This window comes from Pseudomonas sp. SCA2728.1_7 (assembly GCF_018138145.1).
In the GTDB taxonomy this organism is placed as follows: domain Bacteria; phylum Pseudomonadota; class Gammaproteobacteria; order Pseudomonadales; family Pseudomonadaceae; genus Aquipseudomonas; species Aquipseudomonas koreensis_A.
In genome coordinates this window covers 1,580,525-1,594,652 of the sequence record NZ_CP073104.1, presented here as the reverse complement: position 1 = coordinate 1,594,652, position 14,128 = coordinate 1,580,525, and the positions used below count along the sequence as shown (strand labels likewise).

Sequence of the window (14,128 nt, the reverse complement as noted above, 5' to 3'; positions counted from 1 at the left end):
GTCAATTCAACGCTGAGTTCAAGTCTGTCATCGGCATCCGCTATCCTTGCCCCACACTGACCGATCAGGTGGCGGCATGCTTTGTGTTGAAAACGTCTTCAAAAGCTATCTCACCCCGCAAGGCCCATTGCCGGTCCTGCAAGGCGTTGACCTGACGCTCGAAGCGGGCAGCAGCCTGGCGTTGATGGGCGAATCCGGCAGTGGCAAAAGCACCTTGCTGCACTTGGTGGCCGGTCTCGACAAAGTCGACAGCGGCAGCATCCGCAGTGGCGAGCATCGATTGGAAGCGATGAACGAGGCGCAACTGGCGAATTGGCGGCGCACAGAAATTGGTCTGGTGTTCCAGCAGTTCAACCTGATCGGCAGTTTGCGTGTCGAGGACAATCTGGCCTTTCAGGCGCGTCTGGCCGGACGTCATGAGCCGTGTTGGCAGGCGCATCTGGTGCAGCGTCTGGGGCTGGGCGATTTGCTCAAGCGTTATCCCGAGCAGCTTTCTGGTGGCCAGCAGCAGCGCGTTGCGTTGGGCCGGGCGTTGGCGTCGCAGCCGAAATTGCTGTTGGCCGATGAGCCCACGGGTAGCCTCGATGAGGCGACCAGTGATGAAGTGTTGCGGCTGTTGCTCGAATTGCTCGACGACACACCGACCACTTTGTTGATGGTCACCCACAGCCAACGGGTTGCGGCCCGTTTAGCTCAGCGAGTGATGTTGTCCAACGGGCGGCTGACGTGAACGTTTTCCGTCAGACCCTACGTGCGCTGCTCAGCCATTGGCGGCGCCATCCGGTGCAGTTTTTCAGTGTGCTGACCGGGCTGTGGCTGGCGACCAGTTTGCTCACCGGCGTCGAAGCGCTGAACAGTCAGGCGCGCGACAGTTACGCGCGGGCGAGCCAGTTGATCGGTGGCGAACCGCAGGCCAGTCTCAGTACGCCGAACGGGGCGACTTTTGCGCAGCAATGGTTCGTTGATCTGCGCCGACAGGGCTGGCCGGTGTCGCCGCTGTTGCAGGGTCGGTTACTGCTCAAGGGCTTCGACAATCAGCGGCTGCAATTGATGGGCATCGAACCGGTGTCGCTGCCGGCCGATTCGGCGGTGGCCGGGCAGGCGTTGCCGATTGAGCGTGTGGTCGAGTTTTTCACGCCGCCGGGCAGCACTTGGATTTCACCGGAAACCTTGCAGGCGCTGGATCTGCGTGAAGGCGACACACCGCAAACAGTTAATGGACTGCGATTGCCACCGCTGCTCGCGCAAAAGGACATGGCGCCCGGCGTATTGCTGGTGGACATCGGCGTCGCGCAAACCCTGCTGGAACAACCCGGACAATTGTCGCGGCTATTGCTGCCCAAGGATTTCCACGCCGAGTTGCCTGCCGTGTTCAAGGGTCAATTGCAGCTCAAAAGCAGCGGCGAGGAAAACAATCTGGCGCGGTTGACCGAGAGTTTCCACCTCAATCTCGATGCCTTGGGTTTTTTGTCATTCGTGGTTGGCTTGTTCATCGTCCACGCCGCGATTGGCCTGGCTCTTGAGCAACGGCGCGGTCTGCTGCGTACGCTGCGCGCGTGCGGGGTCAGCGCGCGGATGTTGATCTTTTGCCTGATCGTTGAGCTGGGTGTGCTGGCGCTGATCGGCGGGCTATTCGGCGTGATCAGCGGTTATTGGCTGGCGAGTGTCTTGCTGCCGGATGTCGCCGCCAGTCTGCGCGGTTTGTATGGCGCGGAAGTGGCGGGACAGTTGCGCCTCAGTCCTTGGTGGTGGTTCAGCGGCATCGGTTTGAGCCTGCTCGGCGCCTTGCTCGCCGGGTCCAACAGTCTGTTGCGCGCCGCCCGTTTGCCGTTGTTGGCTGTGGCGGATCCGCAAGCGTGGCATCAGCAATATGCTCGGTGGTTGCGTCGCCAAGCTTGGCTGGCAGCGGTGTTGGGCTTGATTGCCTTGGCGGCATTGATCGGCGGCGACAGTCTGGCCAGCGGTTTTGTCTTGATGGCCGGATTGCTGATCGGCGCCGCATTGGCGCTGCCGGTGTTGCTCAGCGCGCTGTTGAATCAGTTGCTCGGGCGCAGTCGCTCGGTGCTGGGGCAGTGGTTTCTCGCCGATTGCCGTCAGCAACTGCCGGCACTGAGTCTGGCGTTGATGGCTTTGCTTTTGGCGCTCGCCGCCAATATTGGTGCGGGTAGCATGACCGCCGGTTTTCGCCAGACCTTCAACGACTGGCTAGAACAACGCCTGAGTGCCGAGTTGTATATCAACCCGAGCAATCCGGCCCAGTCGCGGGAAATGTACAGCTGGCTCAAGCAGCAGCCGAACGTCTCGGCGATTCTGCCCAACTGGCAGGTCGCGGTCACATTGCAGGGCTGGCCGGCGGAAGTGTTCGGCATCATCGATCACGCGCACTATCGCCAGCACTGGCCGTTGCTCGATTCGATGGGCGGCGATCCGTGGGCGCATCTGGCGTCCGATGATGCGGTGATGCTCAGTGAACAACTCGCCCGGCGCCTGAAACTGCACGCGGGCGAACACCTGGCGATTCCGACGCCAAACGGCACATGGTCGCCACGCATCGTTGGCATCTACGCCGACTACGGCAATCCCAAGGGGCACTTGCTGGTCAACATCCACCACCTGCTGCGCGGCTGGCCGCAACTGACGCCGAACCGTTTCAATCTGCGCATCGAACCGCAGAACATTCCGCCGTTGTTGAATAGCCTGCAGGCGCGCTTTCAACTGGATGACAGCCGCATCGTCGATCAGGCGCGGCTCAAGGGCTGGTCAGTGCAGGTTTTCGAACGGACCTTTGCGGCGACGGCGGCGTTGAACAGCTTGACCCTGGCGGTGGCGGGCGTGGCGCTGTTCATCAGCCTGCTGACGCAAAGTCAAAGTCGCCTCGGCCAACTCGCACCGCTGTGGGCGCTGGGCGTAACGCGGCGGCAATTGATGTTGCTCAATCTCGGTCAGACCTGGCTGCTGGCGGTGCTGACGCTGGTGTTGGCGTTGCCACTGGGGATTGCGCTGGCGTGGTGTCTGGACGCGGTGATCAATGTGCAGGCGTTTGGCTGGCGGCTGCCGTTGCGGGTGTTTCCGTGGCAATTGCTGCAGTTGATGGGGTTGGCATTGTTGGCGACGTTACTGGCTTCGGCATGGCCGCTGTACTCGCTGTACCGCACGCAACCGGCGGACCTGCTGAGGACGTTCGCCCATGAGGATTAACTTCGTTGTGCTCATGGTTTTGTTGCTGCTCGGTGGTTGCGATCAATCGGCTCCGGAGCAAAAAGGCTTCGCCGGGATGGGCGATCAGGCGTTGGCGTTTACGCCGGTAGTGCCGGGGCGGGTGTTCAGTTTTCCCGCAGATCACGGGGCGCATGACGGTTTTCGCATCGAGTGGTGGTACGTCACCGCCAATCTCAAGGATCAGCAGGGCAATGAATTCGGCGTGCAGTGGACGCTGTTTCGCAGTGCGCTGAAACCGCTGGCGGAGCAGGCCGGTTGGGCTGATCAGACGATCTGGCTGGGGCATGCGGCGGTAACTTCGAGCACGGTGCATCACGCCGCCGAACGTTACGCTCGAGGCGGAGTAGGGCAAGCCGGTGTGCGGCTGGCGCCGTTCGAGGCGTGGATCGATGATTGGCGGTTTGCCAGTCAGGCGCAGGATCCGTTGAGCGACCTGCAACTCAGCGCTCGCGACAAGGATTTCGCCTATCAACTGCACCTCACCTCGAGTCGTCCGTTGGTGCTGCAGGGCGACAAGGGTTTCAGTCAGAAATCCGAAGAAGGTCAGGCGTCGTATTACTACAGCCAGCCGTTTTTTCAGGCCAGCGGCACGTTGCAGATTGACGGCCAGACCTACACCGTCAGCGGCCCGGCGTGGCTTGATCGCGAATGGAGCAGCCAGCCGCTGACCGCCAATCAAACCGGTTGGGACTGGTTTTCCCTGCATCTGGACAGTGGTGAACACGTGATGCTGTACCGCATGCGCCAGAAGGACGGCGCGCCGTATCTCACCAGCACGTGGATCGCTGCTGACGGTCAGACGCAAACCCTGCGTAGTTCGCAGATCCAGCTCACCCCGCAAGACACCGCAAAAGTCGCCGGCCGGGCGATGCCGGTGAAATGGTCGATCAGCATCCCCGACAAACACCTCGACATCACCCTCGACGCGCTCAACCCCAATGCCTGGATGAACCTGCGCATCCCTTACTGGGAAGGTCCGGTACGCATCAGCGGCAGCCATCCCGGCCGGGGCTATCTGGAAATGACCGGGTACTGACAGCACCTCGTAAAAACTGCGAGTTGTAACGGGCGCAGAATCCGGATCTGACCGAGATCAAAATGTGGGAGCGAGCCTGCTCGCGAAAGCGCCCGCCCACACACCACAGAGAAATTGGCCGGAACTCCGCTACTTCTCAACCCCTCTACCAAATATCTCTCACACCTTTGCGAAACGCCGTCGAGGATTTCCCCATGAGCGACGACCTGCAACCCCCAGACATGACCACCTGGCAGCGCCTGTTCGACGACCAGACCTACTGGCAGCAATCCCCCGACGCGCACTATTTCGACCTGCAACGCATCGCCGACGACCTGCTCGGCCAGGGCGCCATCGACCTTGAGCAATGGCAGATCCTGCGCGCCAAGGCCGACGACCTGCACAAGGATTCACCCGCGATCAACGTCACCCGTGAACTCGACGACCCCGAAGCTTGAGGACCACTCCATGAAACCGATCACCCAAGGCGAACACCCCGACGAACCCCGGCCACCGGGCGAAACCGAACGCGACAACGACGCCCTGCGCCCCACCGACCCGAAACAACGTGAAAACGCCGGAAAAAGCACGCCCAGCGGCGAATCCACCGCGCAGGACACCGCAAAACAACAAACACCCGCCAAGCCCTGAACAGCGTCTATGCTCAGTGGCACGCCCGGCGTCGAAGTCGCTTCAACGCCGGGCGCTGCCATTCATCACAGGGAAAGTATTGATTATGAAGCTCGACGCACTGGCCAAGGCCATCACTCTCGCAACCGTACTGTCCGCCACCAGCTTCGGCGCTCTGGCTGCCGATATTCCGCTGTCTGCCACTGTTGAAGCCGATCAGGTCACCACCAAAGTGATCTCCGTCGACGCCGCCAACCATCAGGTTGTGCTCGAAGGCGCCGAAGGCAAGCCGGTTCATGTTCAGCTCACTGATAAGGCGAAAAACCTCGCCAATCTCAAGGCCGGCGATCAGGTCAAAATCCAGGTACAGCGATCCGTCGCTGCTTACCTGGACACCGATGTGGATAAAGGTCTGCCTGGCACCACCGAACGTACCGGTGAGTTGCGTAAGGCTCCGGGCAGCGATAACCCCGGTGGCGAGGCGTACCGTCAGGTTCAGGTGCAACTGAAAATCACCAAAATTGATTTGAAGACAAATCAGGTGACCCTGCAAAACCCGGCGGGCGTATCGAAAGTTCTCGATGTGAAAAAGCCTGAAATTCAAGCCAAGCTGAAAGATCTGAAAGAAGGGCAGAGCGTTATTGTCACTTACACCGATATCTTGAAAGTGACTAGTCAACACGAAAGTTGAGTATTAGCTCTACAGAGTGGCTGCTCTTGTACAGTTTTTGTATGAGAGTAGTCATACTATTAGTTATCTTTGGTGTTATTGAAAGTTTCGCGCAAGAATTCGTCGATAAATATCTATTAACTTTTTCGTACATAATTTTTACATTCAAGAATGAGGACATAAGCGCCAACTTCTATTAAAATCCTACCCGTTCGCCCAGTGTCAGGGCTCTTTACCGGTGCATGGATTGCCAGGCCATTACACTGGGCGAACACCTCTTCGGAGTAGATGTATACAATTTCTGCAAACAAAAAGGGCGACTTTATAGTCGCCCTTTTTGTTTGTCGGAAATTAAACCGAGGTGTTCGCTGCAGGCTAGCCTTGCTGCCCTTGAAAGCGCTTCAGCGTGGCCTGATACATTTTTGTCCTGCGGTGATTTTCCCCGTAGGTGCCTGCAGCCGCGACGGTTCCTGACTGAATGTGATCCAGATAGCTGAAAATCTTGCGCGGCGACAGAAACTTGATGCCATAGCCCAGACTGCTCATGCGGTCTTGCAGCGCATAACCGGGCACCTGCTCATCCATGCAGAAGTGCAAGCCCTGGGACTTCATCAAACGCGCATTCCACAATGTGCAGAAACTTTTCAGATGAGTTTCCTTGTAGGGTCTTGGCATTTTCGAGCGCAGGCCCAGACGCACTTTCGCTTTACGAACATAGTGCTTGCAGAAACGCGAAGTTAAACGCCAGGTGTCACGCACAATCCCGCGATTGAGTTGTTCGACACAACCGACTGCAGCCATATCCGGGGTTTTCGTGCATTCACGCATCATCATGGCAAACACTTCTTTGTCGTAGACAAAGGTGTCGGTGTGCAACAGAAATAGATAGTCGGTCTCGACTTTTTCCAGTGCCAGATCCAGTGCTTTACCGTGCGCAATATGCCCGGCTTCCTTGCCCGGCGAAGGCCGTTCGATCAAGTTGATCCAGTCGAGCGTGCGCAAGTAATCGAGACTCGCATCCGCCGAATCGTTATCCACCACCCACACCGGAATGCGCTGCTCCTGGACGTGCTCACGCAAAAGCTCGAGGCACATTCGGGTGATGTCCGGGGTTTTGTAATTTACCAAGACAAGGCTGAAATTCGACGCTGGCTGGGCTGGTAAATCAAACGCTTTCATGTCGGAAGGACTCATCTGCGATTCAAGGACAACAGGGTTTCGTGGTTGCGATCGTAGCGAGGCAACCTTAGTCGAACCTTAATTTGTGGATGTGACGGTAGATGTATGCCGAAGAGAGGCTGCTGGTCTAATGAAATGCATGGGGTGCTGCCGGTCATTACCGGATAAAATGCGTGCCCCCCTCACGGCTCAAGGAAGAAACGGCGCACGCCGTTGTGTCACGGATGAAACCACTCTCCCTCTACCACCCAGCCCTCTACTGGCTGCGCGTGTGGCAAAAAAGACTGTTCCGCCAGATTGCCTGGCGCTGTTCCAGCAAACGCTACGCACGCCCCGTCACCACGGCCGAGCGGCTGCCTTATCGCTACCTCAAACACACCTCGAAACTCATCCGCAAACTCGGCGACTCCGACCTCGCCCTGCAACACAACAAAGTCATCAACCTCAAACTCGCCGTCGCCGCCATCGACAGCGTCATCATCGCCCCCGGCGAACACTTCTCCTTCTGCCGCCTCGTCGGCCGCCCGACGTTGAAGCGCGGCTACGTTGAAGGCATGGAACTGTCTTTCGGCGAGGCACGACGCGGGGTAGGCGGTGGCATTTGCCAACTGAGCAACCTGATTCACTGGATGGCCATTCATTCACCGCTGGTGGTGGTCGAGCGCTCCAACCACAGCTTCGACCCGTTTCCGGATGAAGGGCGGGTGCTGCCGTTCGGGTCCGGGGCGGCGATTTTCTACAACTACGTTGATCTGGTGCTGCACAACCCGACGGATCGGCACTTTCAGCTGAAGTTGAACGTCGGCGAGACGCAACTCGAAGGGGAGTTGTTGTGTGATCGGGTGAGGGAATATCGCTATCACGTGTTTCAAGAGGCGCATCGGTTTGTGCGGGAGGGGGCAAGGGTGTATCGGGAGAATGAGATTTGGCGGGAGGTGAGGGAGAAGGGGCAGGTTGGGGAATTGGTGGAGCGGGTGAGGTTGTATCGGAATCGGGTGGTGGTTAAGTACGAGGTGGACGAGCGGATGTTCGAAGCGAGCTAGTATTTTGCGCAAGGTTTTCGTTGGATTTTTAAGCCACAAGGAAGTAACAAATGATCAAGCGTTTCAAAACTGTCGGTGCGGCGAGCACTGCACTTTTTTCAATATTCATCGCCTGTAATACGTGGGCACAAGCGCCGCGTGATTACTACGACGGTATGAAGGCAGGGAAGTGCGCGCCAAATTCTGAGCGGCTGCATGAACAAGCGGTCGCAGGTGATCTCGACGCGCAGACGCAGTTTGGCAAAGCCATTCAGGAGAACCTCTGCGGGGTGGTTGAGCAGTGGTCACCGGGCATGCCGGAAGCGTGGTTTCGCAAAGCTGCAGAGCAAGGTAATGCTGAAGCGCAAGTCGGATTGGCTGAGGAACTTCGTTGGGATCGAAGCGTAGAGGGTGAAGACGCAAGTGTTTACTGGGATTTGAAAGCTGCGGAGCAGGGGAACGCCAAGGCCCAGTTCAGTTTGGCGCAGATCTACCATCGCGGTGGCCGATCGATCAAAAATCTCAAGGACATGGACAAAGCATTAGCGTACTACCACCAATCCGCCGAAGGCGGATATCCCTCAGCCTACATGCTGCTGGCAAGCCTTTATGAGAAAGGGGACGGAGTTACACAGGACGATGTTGTTGCCGCTCAGTGGTATCGCAAACTGGCTGAAACCGGTGACGACTACGGACAGCTTCACCTCGCGGAAATGATCGCCGCTGGACGTGGTGTGGACAAGGATGAAGCGCTGGCTTTTACCTGGTTCGGCAAGTCGGCTGCGCTCGGCAATAAGTACGCGCAGTATGAAATGGCGCAAATGCTTGAACAGGGGCGAGGCACCGTAAAAAACCAACGTGAAGCAGCCAAGCTTTACCGCAAGTCTGCTGATGCCGATTTTGGCAACGCGCAGTTGGCGCTTGGGAAAATGTACGCACAAGGACGTGGCGGCTTGCCAAAAAGCAAATCCAAGGCCGAGTACTGGATGCTCAAAGCAATTGATCGCGGTGCTCCGGGAGCTAAAGAAGAGCTGCAAAAGCTTTAATGTGCAAAGGAAGGGTATCTTGATTTGAAAGAGGGCGATCATGGGATCGCCCTTTTTTTATTTGGATAAATCAGACTTCTTGTCGCCAAGCAGAGAGTGTGATCACCGTGCCTTCATCTTTTCTATTACTGATTTCAATCTTGTAGGTGCCGCCACCAATATAGCCTTCAACGAGTGCCTTTCTCTGGTTGCCGCTGATTTCGGCATCCTTCGCATGCTGCTGATAGAAGTCGATGACGTCCGCGTACTCTGTAAAAGTCCGGAGAATGACTTCGAACTCATGTTGTGGACGGCCGGCTATTTTGTCCCAGTCACCTTCAATCGGCGTGCCCTCCATCCCCGGTGTCGTGAAAACACCGTGTGCGCCAGCACCTATCAGGTGAGCCCGCTGCGGAAGCACCGCCAGCATGGCTTTGGGAAAGTCGGAAGGTAACTGTGCCGCTGTCCACGCTCCCTGTTCCGGTTTGGTTGCAGCGTATTCAACGCTGGCAATTTTCTGCGCGTTGGCTCGGCGCTCCGGATCATCACTTTCCGCCCATATCGCCATCATCGGAGGCAGTTGTTTACTCCAGCCAATCAAAGATTCGGCATCAGCTTGTTTAGCGCCTTGCGGTTGGAAAATGGTCAGCACGGTTTGCGGGGCATCATTACAGGTCAAAGCCTCCTCACGCGACTTGACCGTACAGTGGCCATTGACCAGCCCGACAGCGACCAACTGGCCCTTGTCGTTAAGCAACAATGCGCCGCGCTCAAACCCATTGTTGCCATCATCCATGGCAGTAATCATTTTGCTGCCGGCAGGCACACCGTCCGCAAACGTCGACATTTCCGAATCAAGCGCTTCCAGAACCTGCTGCACAATCATTGTGTTGTCGTTGGTGTAGCTACCGGTCTGATAGCCAAAAAAATCAACCAGTGCAGAGCGCACCGCTGGATCCTGGTTGAGCTTTGGCGCTCGTTCTGCGGCGGGTTCGTTTGAAAGTAACAGGGCTGTGGTGCCGTCGGGGCGTTGTTCGGAGCGAAGGGACAGTGCAGTCGCATTAAGGGAGAAGGTGAGGGCGAGGAGGATGGAAAATGGGCGATTCAGGCGTTTCAAGGGTACAGTCCTTTGATTGTTCAGTCCGGGGGAGTAGAGGTTAAACAACGAGATTTCTCAGGGGCTGCCTGCGGTTCTCTCGTTTTTTCTAAAGCAAATACCAGGCTTGTCGGGATTAAAGTTTTTAGTCCTCGTTGAGCCACTCGGCATTTTGCACCATGGCTTCTTCTAGCCACTTATCGAAGCTAGCGTAGGTGGCGTGAAGTTCCCAGCCCTCTGACGCATAAGCATGAATTATCAACACATGGGGCTGCCCAGAAAGATCCTCTCCATCAAAACACGCGATATAATAAGAAAAGGGGACAGATTTGAATGGCACTTACTTAACATGTTTTGGGTGCCCGTTTTTTCTGACCTCTGCCCTTGCTGACCGACGTGATTTGGTCAGTAAGGGGTAGGCTTGAGGTCTTCGTTTTATGGCTCGCGGCTCGATACGACCAGGTCGGTTTCCAACGCGCCTTTGAGCGATCAGCGTCAATAAGTTTGACAGGCCATCCTCGTCTTCGGGGCTGCCATATTGTCGCAGCGCCAGCCATAGCTGAAGGCTGTGTTTGAAGCTCAGTTCGCGAGGTAAACAGTCAGCTAACAGAGCCGATTGTGCCATCAGCATTCGGATCAGATTGTGAGCTAACAGATAGACCCATAACTCCTTTACTGCCATGCCTGGGGTTTTGCAGCTTAACTTTCCAAGCCCCAGCGTAGCTTTGAGATTGCGCAGATCCAGTTCAACATGCCATCGCCCCTTGTACAGCGATTTCAGGGCTGTTTTAGGTGTCTGCTTTGGGCAATGCAACGTGGTGACCAAAGTTTTCCCACCCGCCTTCAACTCCCGCACGGTCAGTCTTTCAGGCGCCTTTTCGTAATGCGCCTGACTCATCCACAGTGGTCTTCTTGCAGGCTTTTTCAATTCGATCAGATGATCTTCCGAACCGAGACTTTGACCCAAGCGAAAGTCCGTGCTGCGCCGTCGAGCGCCATATTGTTCGAACACGCCATCGACACCTCTTCGTTGCAACTCGCACAGCAGGAAATAGGTAGCGTAGTAAGCATCGCCCAACAAAATGTCACCTGTTTTCAACGTGTCTAGCATTGATCTGAGCAGTGTCTGTTCATCGCCGCCCTTGCCTCGGAAACGCCCAAGGGCAGCATCTAAAACGGCGCCGCTGGAGAGGCAGACGATGCCCACCACTCGACACAACGGAAAACCAAGACCGACTTTCTGGCCGCGAGATTGCGGATAGGCGTCCTGATTAGCCGCTGTGTCGGGCATGCTGACCGTCGTGCCATCCACCAGCCGCACCGGCCGTCCCCTCCAGCGCCACGACGAGGGTGCGTTATCACTTATCGAAGCACCGGTGTGCCTGACCAGCGTGGAAACCATTTCCACAGGCAGGCGTTTTCTGGCTTTGCAGTAGGCGCCCGTGCGAGTGCTATTGGGTTTCATGCCGCCACATGACCGTTTAATCGACAGGTCGTTCACAGCATTCTGGCAGGAGCGGTCGGCGCTCATTGCTTGAGCCAGAAACATAGACAACGTTTCAATTGGCGGAAACAGGCGTTCCCGATGTTCTGGCAGTTCAGACTCGACGCGTTGTAAGAGATCGGGAGACGTGAGGAGATTGAAAAACGCATAGGCATCGCAGTCCGAAGCGTGTCGATGAAAACGTTGCTGTTGATGCTGAAGAATTTCACGTCTACGATCCATTTGGGGCTGTGTCCTTGGTTTGTCGGGGTGTGTTCGCAACTATCACCGTAGACCAAGACCAGCCCTTCTTCATTTTTTGCTTTCAGATCAGGTGGTTAGCTGTTAAGTAAGTGCCATTCGGGACAGATTTATTTTCAGTTTGTAGAAAATAAATCTGTCCCCTTTTTGCTTTTAGTCGGTTCCATTTTTGTCTGATCTGCCCCGTTTAAAATAAGGAATCGTGGTCTGTCCCCGTTTTATTTCTTTCGGTTACCTAGAGTCGATTTGTGTTTATTGAGTGCTATAACTGGTATGAACGCAATCATGATCGTCCATATAGATTAGCACTTCGAAGTTGTCGTCGACTATCCAGAATGGGAATCCAGTCGATTCGAAAAATAGCGTTTTAAGATCTGCAGAGGTCACTAGTTTCCAAGCGTGAATCTTACTGTCTTGAACTATTAGGAAGGGGTTCTCAAAATTTTCGAGAGTGTTTACTTTTTTCCAGAAGTCTGGATCGTGTTTTTTTTGTGGCTTCCTCAAGTAAAAAGGGTCGAGGCCCTTTGTTTCAGAAGAAAAAAATGATGCCGTTAGCTTCATGATCAATTTAGATAGTTCATTCTCGCGTAATTTCTCATGCGCTAAGTTCTGCTCTGATAATGCCGAATCGATTTCTTTTTCTAGGTAGTTCATTGAGGATCTTCAGTTCTCGCGCGTTAGACAGGCAAAGATTCCAATAATACAGAAAAAAGTGGCGGATTTATTTTCAGTTTGTAGAAAATAAATCTATCCCCTTTTCTGGTTTTTTTGTCATTACAATTGTAGTTTTTCTCATTTGAGTTGTAGGTTTGATTTTCTAAATTTTCTGAACTGGATACGTGTCGCCCGTGATTGTAATTGATCTTCCATCTGATTTTATGTCTTCGATACTGTTAATAACCAACTTAAGTTCTCTTGAGTTGGGGAATAGGAAGTAAAAAAGCTCGAAGTAAAGATAATCTTTTATAAGGCTGGCAGCCAAGTTGTGATGGTCGTTTAAAATTTCATTAAAGGCTGGGTAGCCTATTTTTTTTAGTTCGGGAATGTCAGCGTAGCCTTGCTCAGAGTCATCAATTTTGCATTCGGCAATAAAAGAGTTTGCATGGTTGATGAAGTTTTCCGGGAACTCATCGTTGTTTATCGTCATTTCGTATTTTTTTGTTTCGAGAATTGATTTCTCACCGAAGCCAAGGCTCCTGTAAGTGACCGTGTTTAGATTGACTTCTGTGCCGGCTGATTTAAAAATCATGGAAATTCTCCAGGTGGTATAAGCGTGATCGTACCATCCTCTTTAAGCGTTATTGAACCCGATGGTCTATAAGCTTCACCTGCTTTCTGATCCTGCTTAGAACGTTTACCTGAGCGTTGGAAAAATTCTTCTGGAGATTTTATTTCTTCAATGGATGCAGTTTTGTTGCCGGGCGCGATTTTAGTTTCTTCGAGCGACAAAAAGCCTTCCTTTCCCTCAAATGATTTTTTAAGGTCTTTAAGTATTTTGCCGGCTTTATTTGCATTGACATCTCCGAATCCAACATCCAAGTCGCTACCGGGGTGACTGTCCCCCCTTACTCGACTTCCGCCGATGACAACGGACGTTCCTTTTTTATACGATTGTTCAAGGATCATTTGAGCCTGCTCCTTAGGCAGTCCAGGCAAATGTTCTTGTAGGAAAGCGGCTTGTTCCTCTGGCCCAGAGGTTTTTATGACCGTTTTCTTTGGGTATTTATTAAATACTGAATTTTCAGTCCATTTGGGAGGCTCGGCATCAGGACATTGTCCTGGCGTACAATTTAAACCTAGCGGATCTACCCAGCCCGTTGGATTCGGCACGTATTGGTAACCGTTCAATCCACCGACTAACTTTATCGGATCCGGCGTCAAAAACCGTCCAGTCCCCGGATTGTAGTAGCGGTGGCGGTTGTAATGTAACCCTGATTCGGTATCGAAATACTGACCCTGGAAGCGCAATGGGTTATCGATCTCGCTGACGTCCAGCGCTGCGAGGTTACCGTAGGCTCGGTACTTCGCCGACCACATGATTTCACCACTGTAGTCGGTGAGCTCCTGCGGTGTGCCGAGTTGGTCGAGTTGGTAATAGAACGGCGTGGCTTTACGTGGGCCATCGAGCATCGCCAATGGGCGGAAACTGCCAGGTTCGTAGATGTAGCTGCGGTGTTATTCAGGGACAGACCACCTTCAGACAAAATAAAACGTGGTCTGCTCCCCGTTTACAGCTTTACTATTTCAGTTGGTAACTAAATTTCTCATCCAGTCCAAAGTTTTCATCTTGAGTTTTGACTCGATCAAGAATAATTAATATTTTTCTATATGAGTCGCCCATTAGTTCTTCTGAATGTTTTGAGTTTGTCCAAATTAATTCAATTGGGCGCTCTACATCGGTGCTGAGTAGATCCCAAAGCGCATTAAGATTATTTCCATAGTATTGAGTAACAGAAAAAGCAGACGCTATCCGCTTATGGAATTCTTGCTCAGATGAGATGGACAATCCATCAAGCTCAACTATCATT

General features: G+C 54.1%; 14 protein-coding genes and 1 pseudogene. 8 read left to right on the top strand and 7 right to left on the bottom strand.

Annotated elements, in window-relative coordinates; translation table 11 throughout:
- Positions 1–76: 76 nt before the first annotated feature.
- The 6 genes from KBP52_RS07070 (at position 77) to KBP52_RS07045 (ending at position 5,555) form a co-directional block, all read left to right on the top strand.
- On the top strand, positions 77–730 hold the full coding sequence (locus KBP52_RS07070; RefSeq protein WP_212622470.1) for an ABC transporter ATP-binding protein: 654 nt from the start codon (positions 77–79) through the stop codon (positions 728–730).
- Positions 727–3,198 (top strand): FtsX-like permease family protein, encoded by a 2,472-nt coding sequence (locus KBP52_RS07065; RefSeq protein ID WP_212622469.1) that lies wholly within the window; start codon positions 727–729, stop codon positions 3,196–3,198. Before KBP52_RS07070 ends, KBP52_RS07065 begins: the two co-directional genes overlap by 4 nt.
- Positions 3,188–4,255: a lipocalin-like domain-containing protein gene (locus KBP52_RS07060; RefSeq protein ID WP_212622468.1), complete on the top strand. Its 1,068-nt coding sequence runs from the start codon at positions 3,188–3,190 to the stop codon at positions 4,253–4,255. The genes KBP52_RS07065 and KBP52_RS07060 overlap by 11 nt, the downstream gene beginning before the upstream one ends.
- A gap of 194 nt (positions 4,256–4,449) precedes the next feature.
- Positions 4,450–4,692, top strand: coding sequence for a hypothetical protein (locus tag KBP52_RS07055; RefSeq protein WP_116031342.1), 243 nt, complete (start codon positions 4,450–4,452; stop codon positions 4,690–4,692).
- A gap of 10 nt (positions 4,693–4,702) precedes the next feature.
- On the top strand, positions 4,703–4,885 hold the full coding sequence (locus KBP52_RS07050; RefSeq protein WP_212622467.1) for a hypothetical protein: 183 nt from the start codon (positions 4,703–4,705) through the stop codon (positions 4,883–4,885).
- An 85-nt stretch (positions 4,886–4,970) separates the two neighbouring features.
- A complete protein-coding gene (locus KBP52_RS07045) occupies positions 4,971–5,555 on the top strand; it encodes a hypothetical protein (RefSeq protein WP_077572119.1) in 585 nt (194 codons plus the stop codon).
- 354 nt (positions 5,556–5,909) lie between these two features.
- Here KBP52_RS07045 and KBP52_RS07040 read toward each other — a convergent pair whose 3' ends face one another.
- Positions 5,910–6,713: a glycosyltransferase gene (locus KBP52_RS07040; protein WP_077572120.1), complete on the bottom strand. Its 804-nt coding sequence runs from the start codon at positions 6,711–6,713 to the stop codon at positions 5,910–5,912.
- Positions 6,714–6,937: 224 nt separating this feature from the next.
- Between KBP52_RS07040 and KBP52_RS07035 the strand changes: the two genes are divergently transcribed.
- Positions 6,938–7,756: a VanW family protein gene (locus tag KBP52_RS07035; protein WP_212623112.1), complete on the top strand. Its 819-nt coding sequence runs from the start codon at positions 6,938–6,940 to the stop codon at positions 7,754–7,756.
- A gap of 50 nt (positions 7,757–7,806) precedes the next feature.
- On the top strand, positions 7,807–8,781 hold the full coding sequence (locus tag KBP52_RS07030; RefSeq protein WP_212622466.1) for a tetratricopeptide repeat protein: 975 nt from the start codon (positions 7,807–7,809) through the stop codon (positions 8,779–8,781).
- A 70-nt stretch (positions 8,782–8,851) separates the two neighbouring features.
- On the opposite strand, the gene KBP52_RS07025 is transcribed toward KBP52_RS07030, so the two are convergent.
- From KBP52_RS07025 to KBP52_RS07000, 6 genes and pseudogenes are all read right to left on the bottom strand, one after another.
- Entirely contained in the window at positions 8,852–9,877 is a 1,026-nt protein-coding gene (locus KBP52_RS07025) for a hypothetical protein (RefSeq protein WP_212622465.1), read from the bottom strand.
- A gap of 319 nt (positions 9,878–10,196) precedes the next feature.
- Positions 10,197–11,582 (bottom strand): IS4 family transposase, encoded by a 1,386-nt coding sequence (locus KBP52_RS07020; protein ID WP_212622464.1) that lies wholly within the window; start codon positions 11,580–11,582, stop codon positions 10,197–10,199.
- Positions 11,583–11,852: 270 nt separating this feature from the next.
- A complete protein-coding gene (locus tag KBP52_RS07015; RefSeq protein WP_150752176.1) occupies positions 11,853–12,254 on the bottom strand; it encodes a hypothetical protein in 402 nt (133 codons plus the stop codon).
- Between the two features lie 163 nt (positions 12,255–12,417).
- The gene (locus tag KBP52_RS07010) at positions 12,418–12,849 is read right to left on the bottom strand and encodes a hypothetical protein (RefSeq protein WP_212622463.1); all 432 of its coding nucleotides are present in this window, start codon (positions 12,847–12,849) and stop codon (positions 12,418–12,420) included.
- A pseudogene (locus KBP52_RS07005) lies at positions 12,846–13,775 on the bottom strand (RHS repeat-associated core domain-containing protein); the annotation flags it as partial. The gene KBP52_RS07010 and the pseudogene KBP52_RS07005, both read right to left, overlap by 4 nt.
- A 64-nt stretch (positions 13,776–13,839) precedes the next feature.
- Entirely contained in the window at positions 13,840–14,127 is a 288-nt protein-coding gene (locus tag KBP52_RS07000; protein ID WP_175554716.1) for a barstar family protein, read from the bottom strand.
- Between the last annotated feature and the right edge of the window lies 1 nt (position 14,128).

What these genes read in the sequence shown, in the direction of transcription:
- KBP52_RS07070 (WP_212622470.1), top strand. Translation starts at nt 77, where the DNA reads ATGCTTTGTGTTGAAAACGTCTTCAAAAGCTATCTCACCCCGCAAGGC.
- KBP52_RS07060 (WP_212622468.1), top strand. Translation starts at nt 3,188, where the DNA reads ATGAGGATTAACTTCGTTGTGCTCATGGTTTTGTTGCTGCTCGGTGGT.
- KBP52_RS07055 (WP_116031342.1), top strand. Translation starts at nt 4,450, where the DNA reads ATGAGCGACGACCTGCAACCCCCAGACATGACCACCTGGCAGCGCCTG.
- KBP52_RS07050 (WP_212622467.1), top strand. Translation starts at nt 4,703, where the DNA reads ATGAAACCGATCACCCAAGGCGAACACCCCGACGAACCCCGGCCACCG.
- KBP52_RS07045 (WP_077572119.1), top strand. Translation starts at nt 4,971, where the DNA reads ATGAAGCTCGACGCACTGGCCAAGGCCATCACTCTCGCAACCGTACTG.
- KBP52_RS07040 (WP_077572120.1), bottom strand. Translation starts at nt 6,713, where the DNA reads ATGAAAGCGTTTGATTTACCAGCCCAGCCAGCGTCGAATTTCAGCCTT.
- KBP52_RS07035 (WP_212623112.1), top strand. Translation starts at nt 6,938, where the DNA reads ATGAAACCACTCTCCCTCTACCACCCAGCCCTCTACTGGCTGCGCGTG.
- KBP52_RS07030 (WP_212622466.1), top strand. Translation starts at nt 7,807, where the DNA reads ATGATCAAGCGTTTCAAAACTGTCGGTGCGGCGAGCACTGCACTTTTT.
- KBP52_RS07020 (WP_212622464.1), bottom strand. Translation starts at nt 11,582, where the DNA reads ATGGATCGTAGACGTGAAATTCTTCAGCATCAACAGCAACGTTTTCAT.
- KBP52_RS07015 (WP_150752176.1), bottom strand. Translation starts at nt 12,254, where the DNA reads ATGAACTACCTAGAAAAAGAAATCGATTCGGCATTATCAGAGCAGAAC.
- KBP52_RS07010 (WP_212622463.1), bottom strand. Translation starts at nt 12,849, where the DNA reads ATGATTTTTAAATCAGCCGGCACAGAAGTCAATCTAAACACGGTCACT.
- KBP52_RS07000 (WP_175554716.1), bottom strand. Translation starts at nt 14,127, where the DNA reads ATGATAGTTGAGCTTGATGGATTGTCCATCTCATCTGAGCAAGAATTC.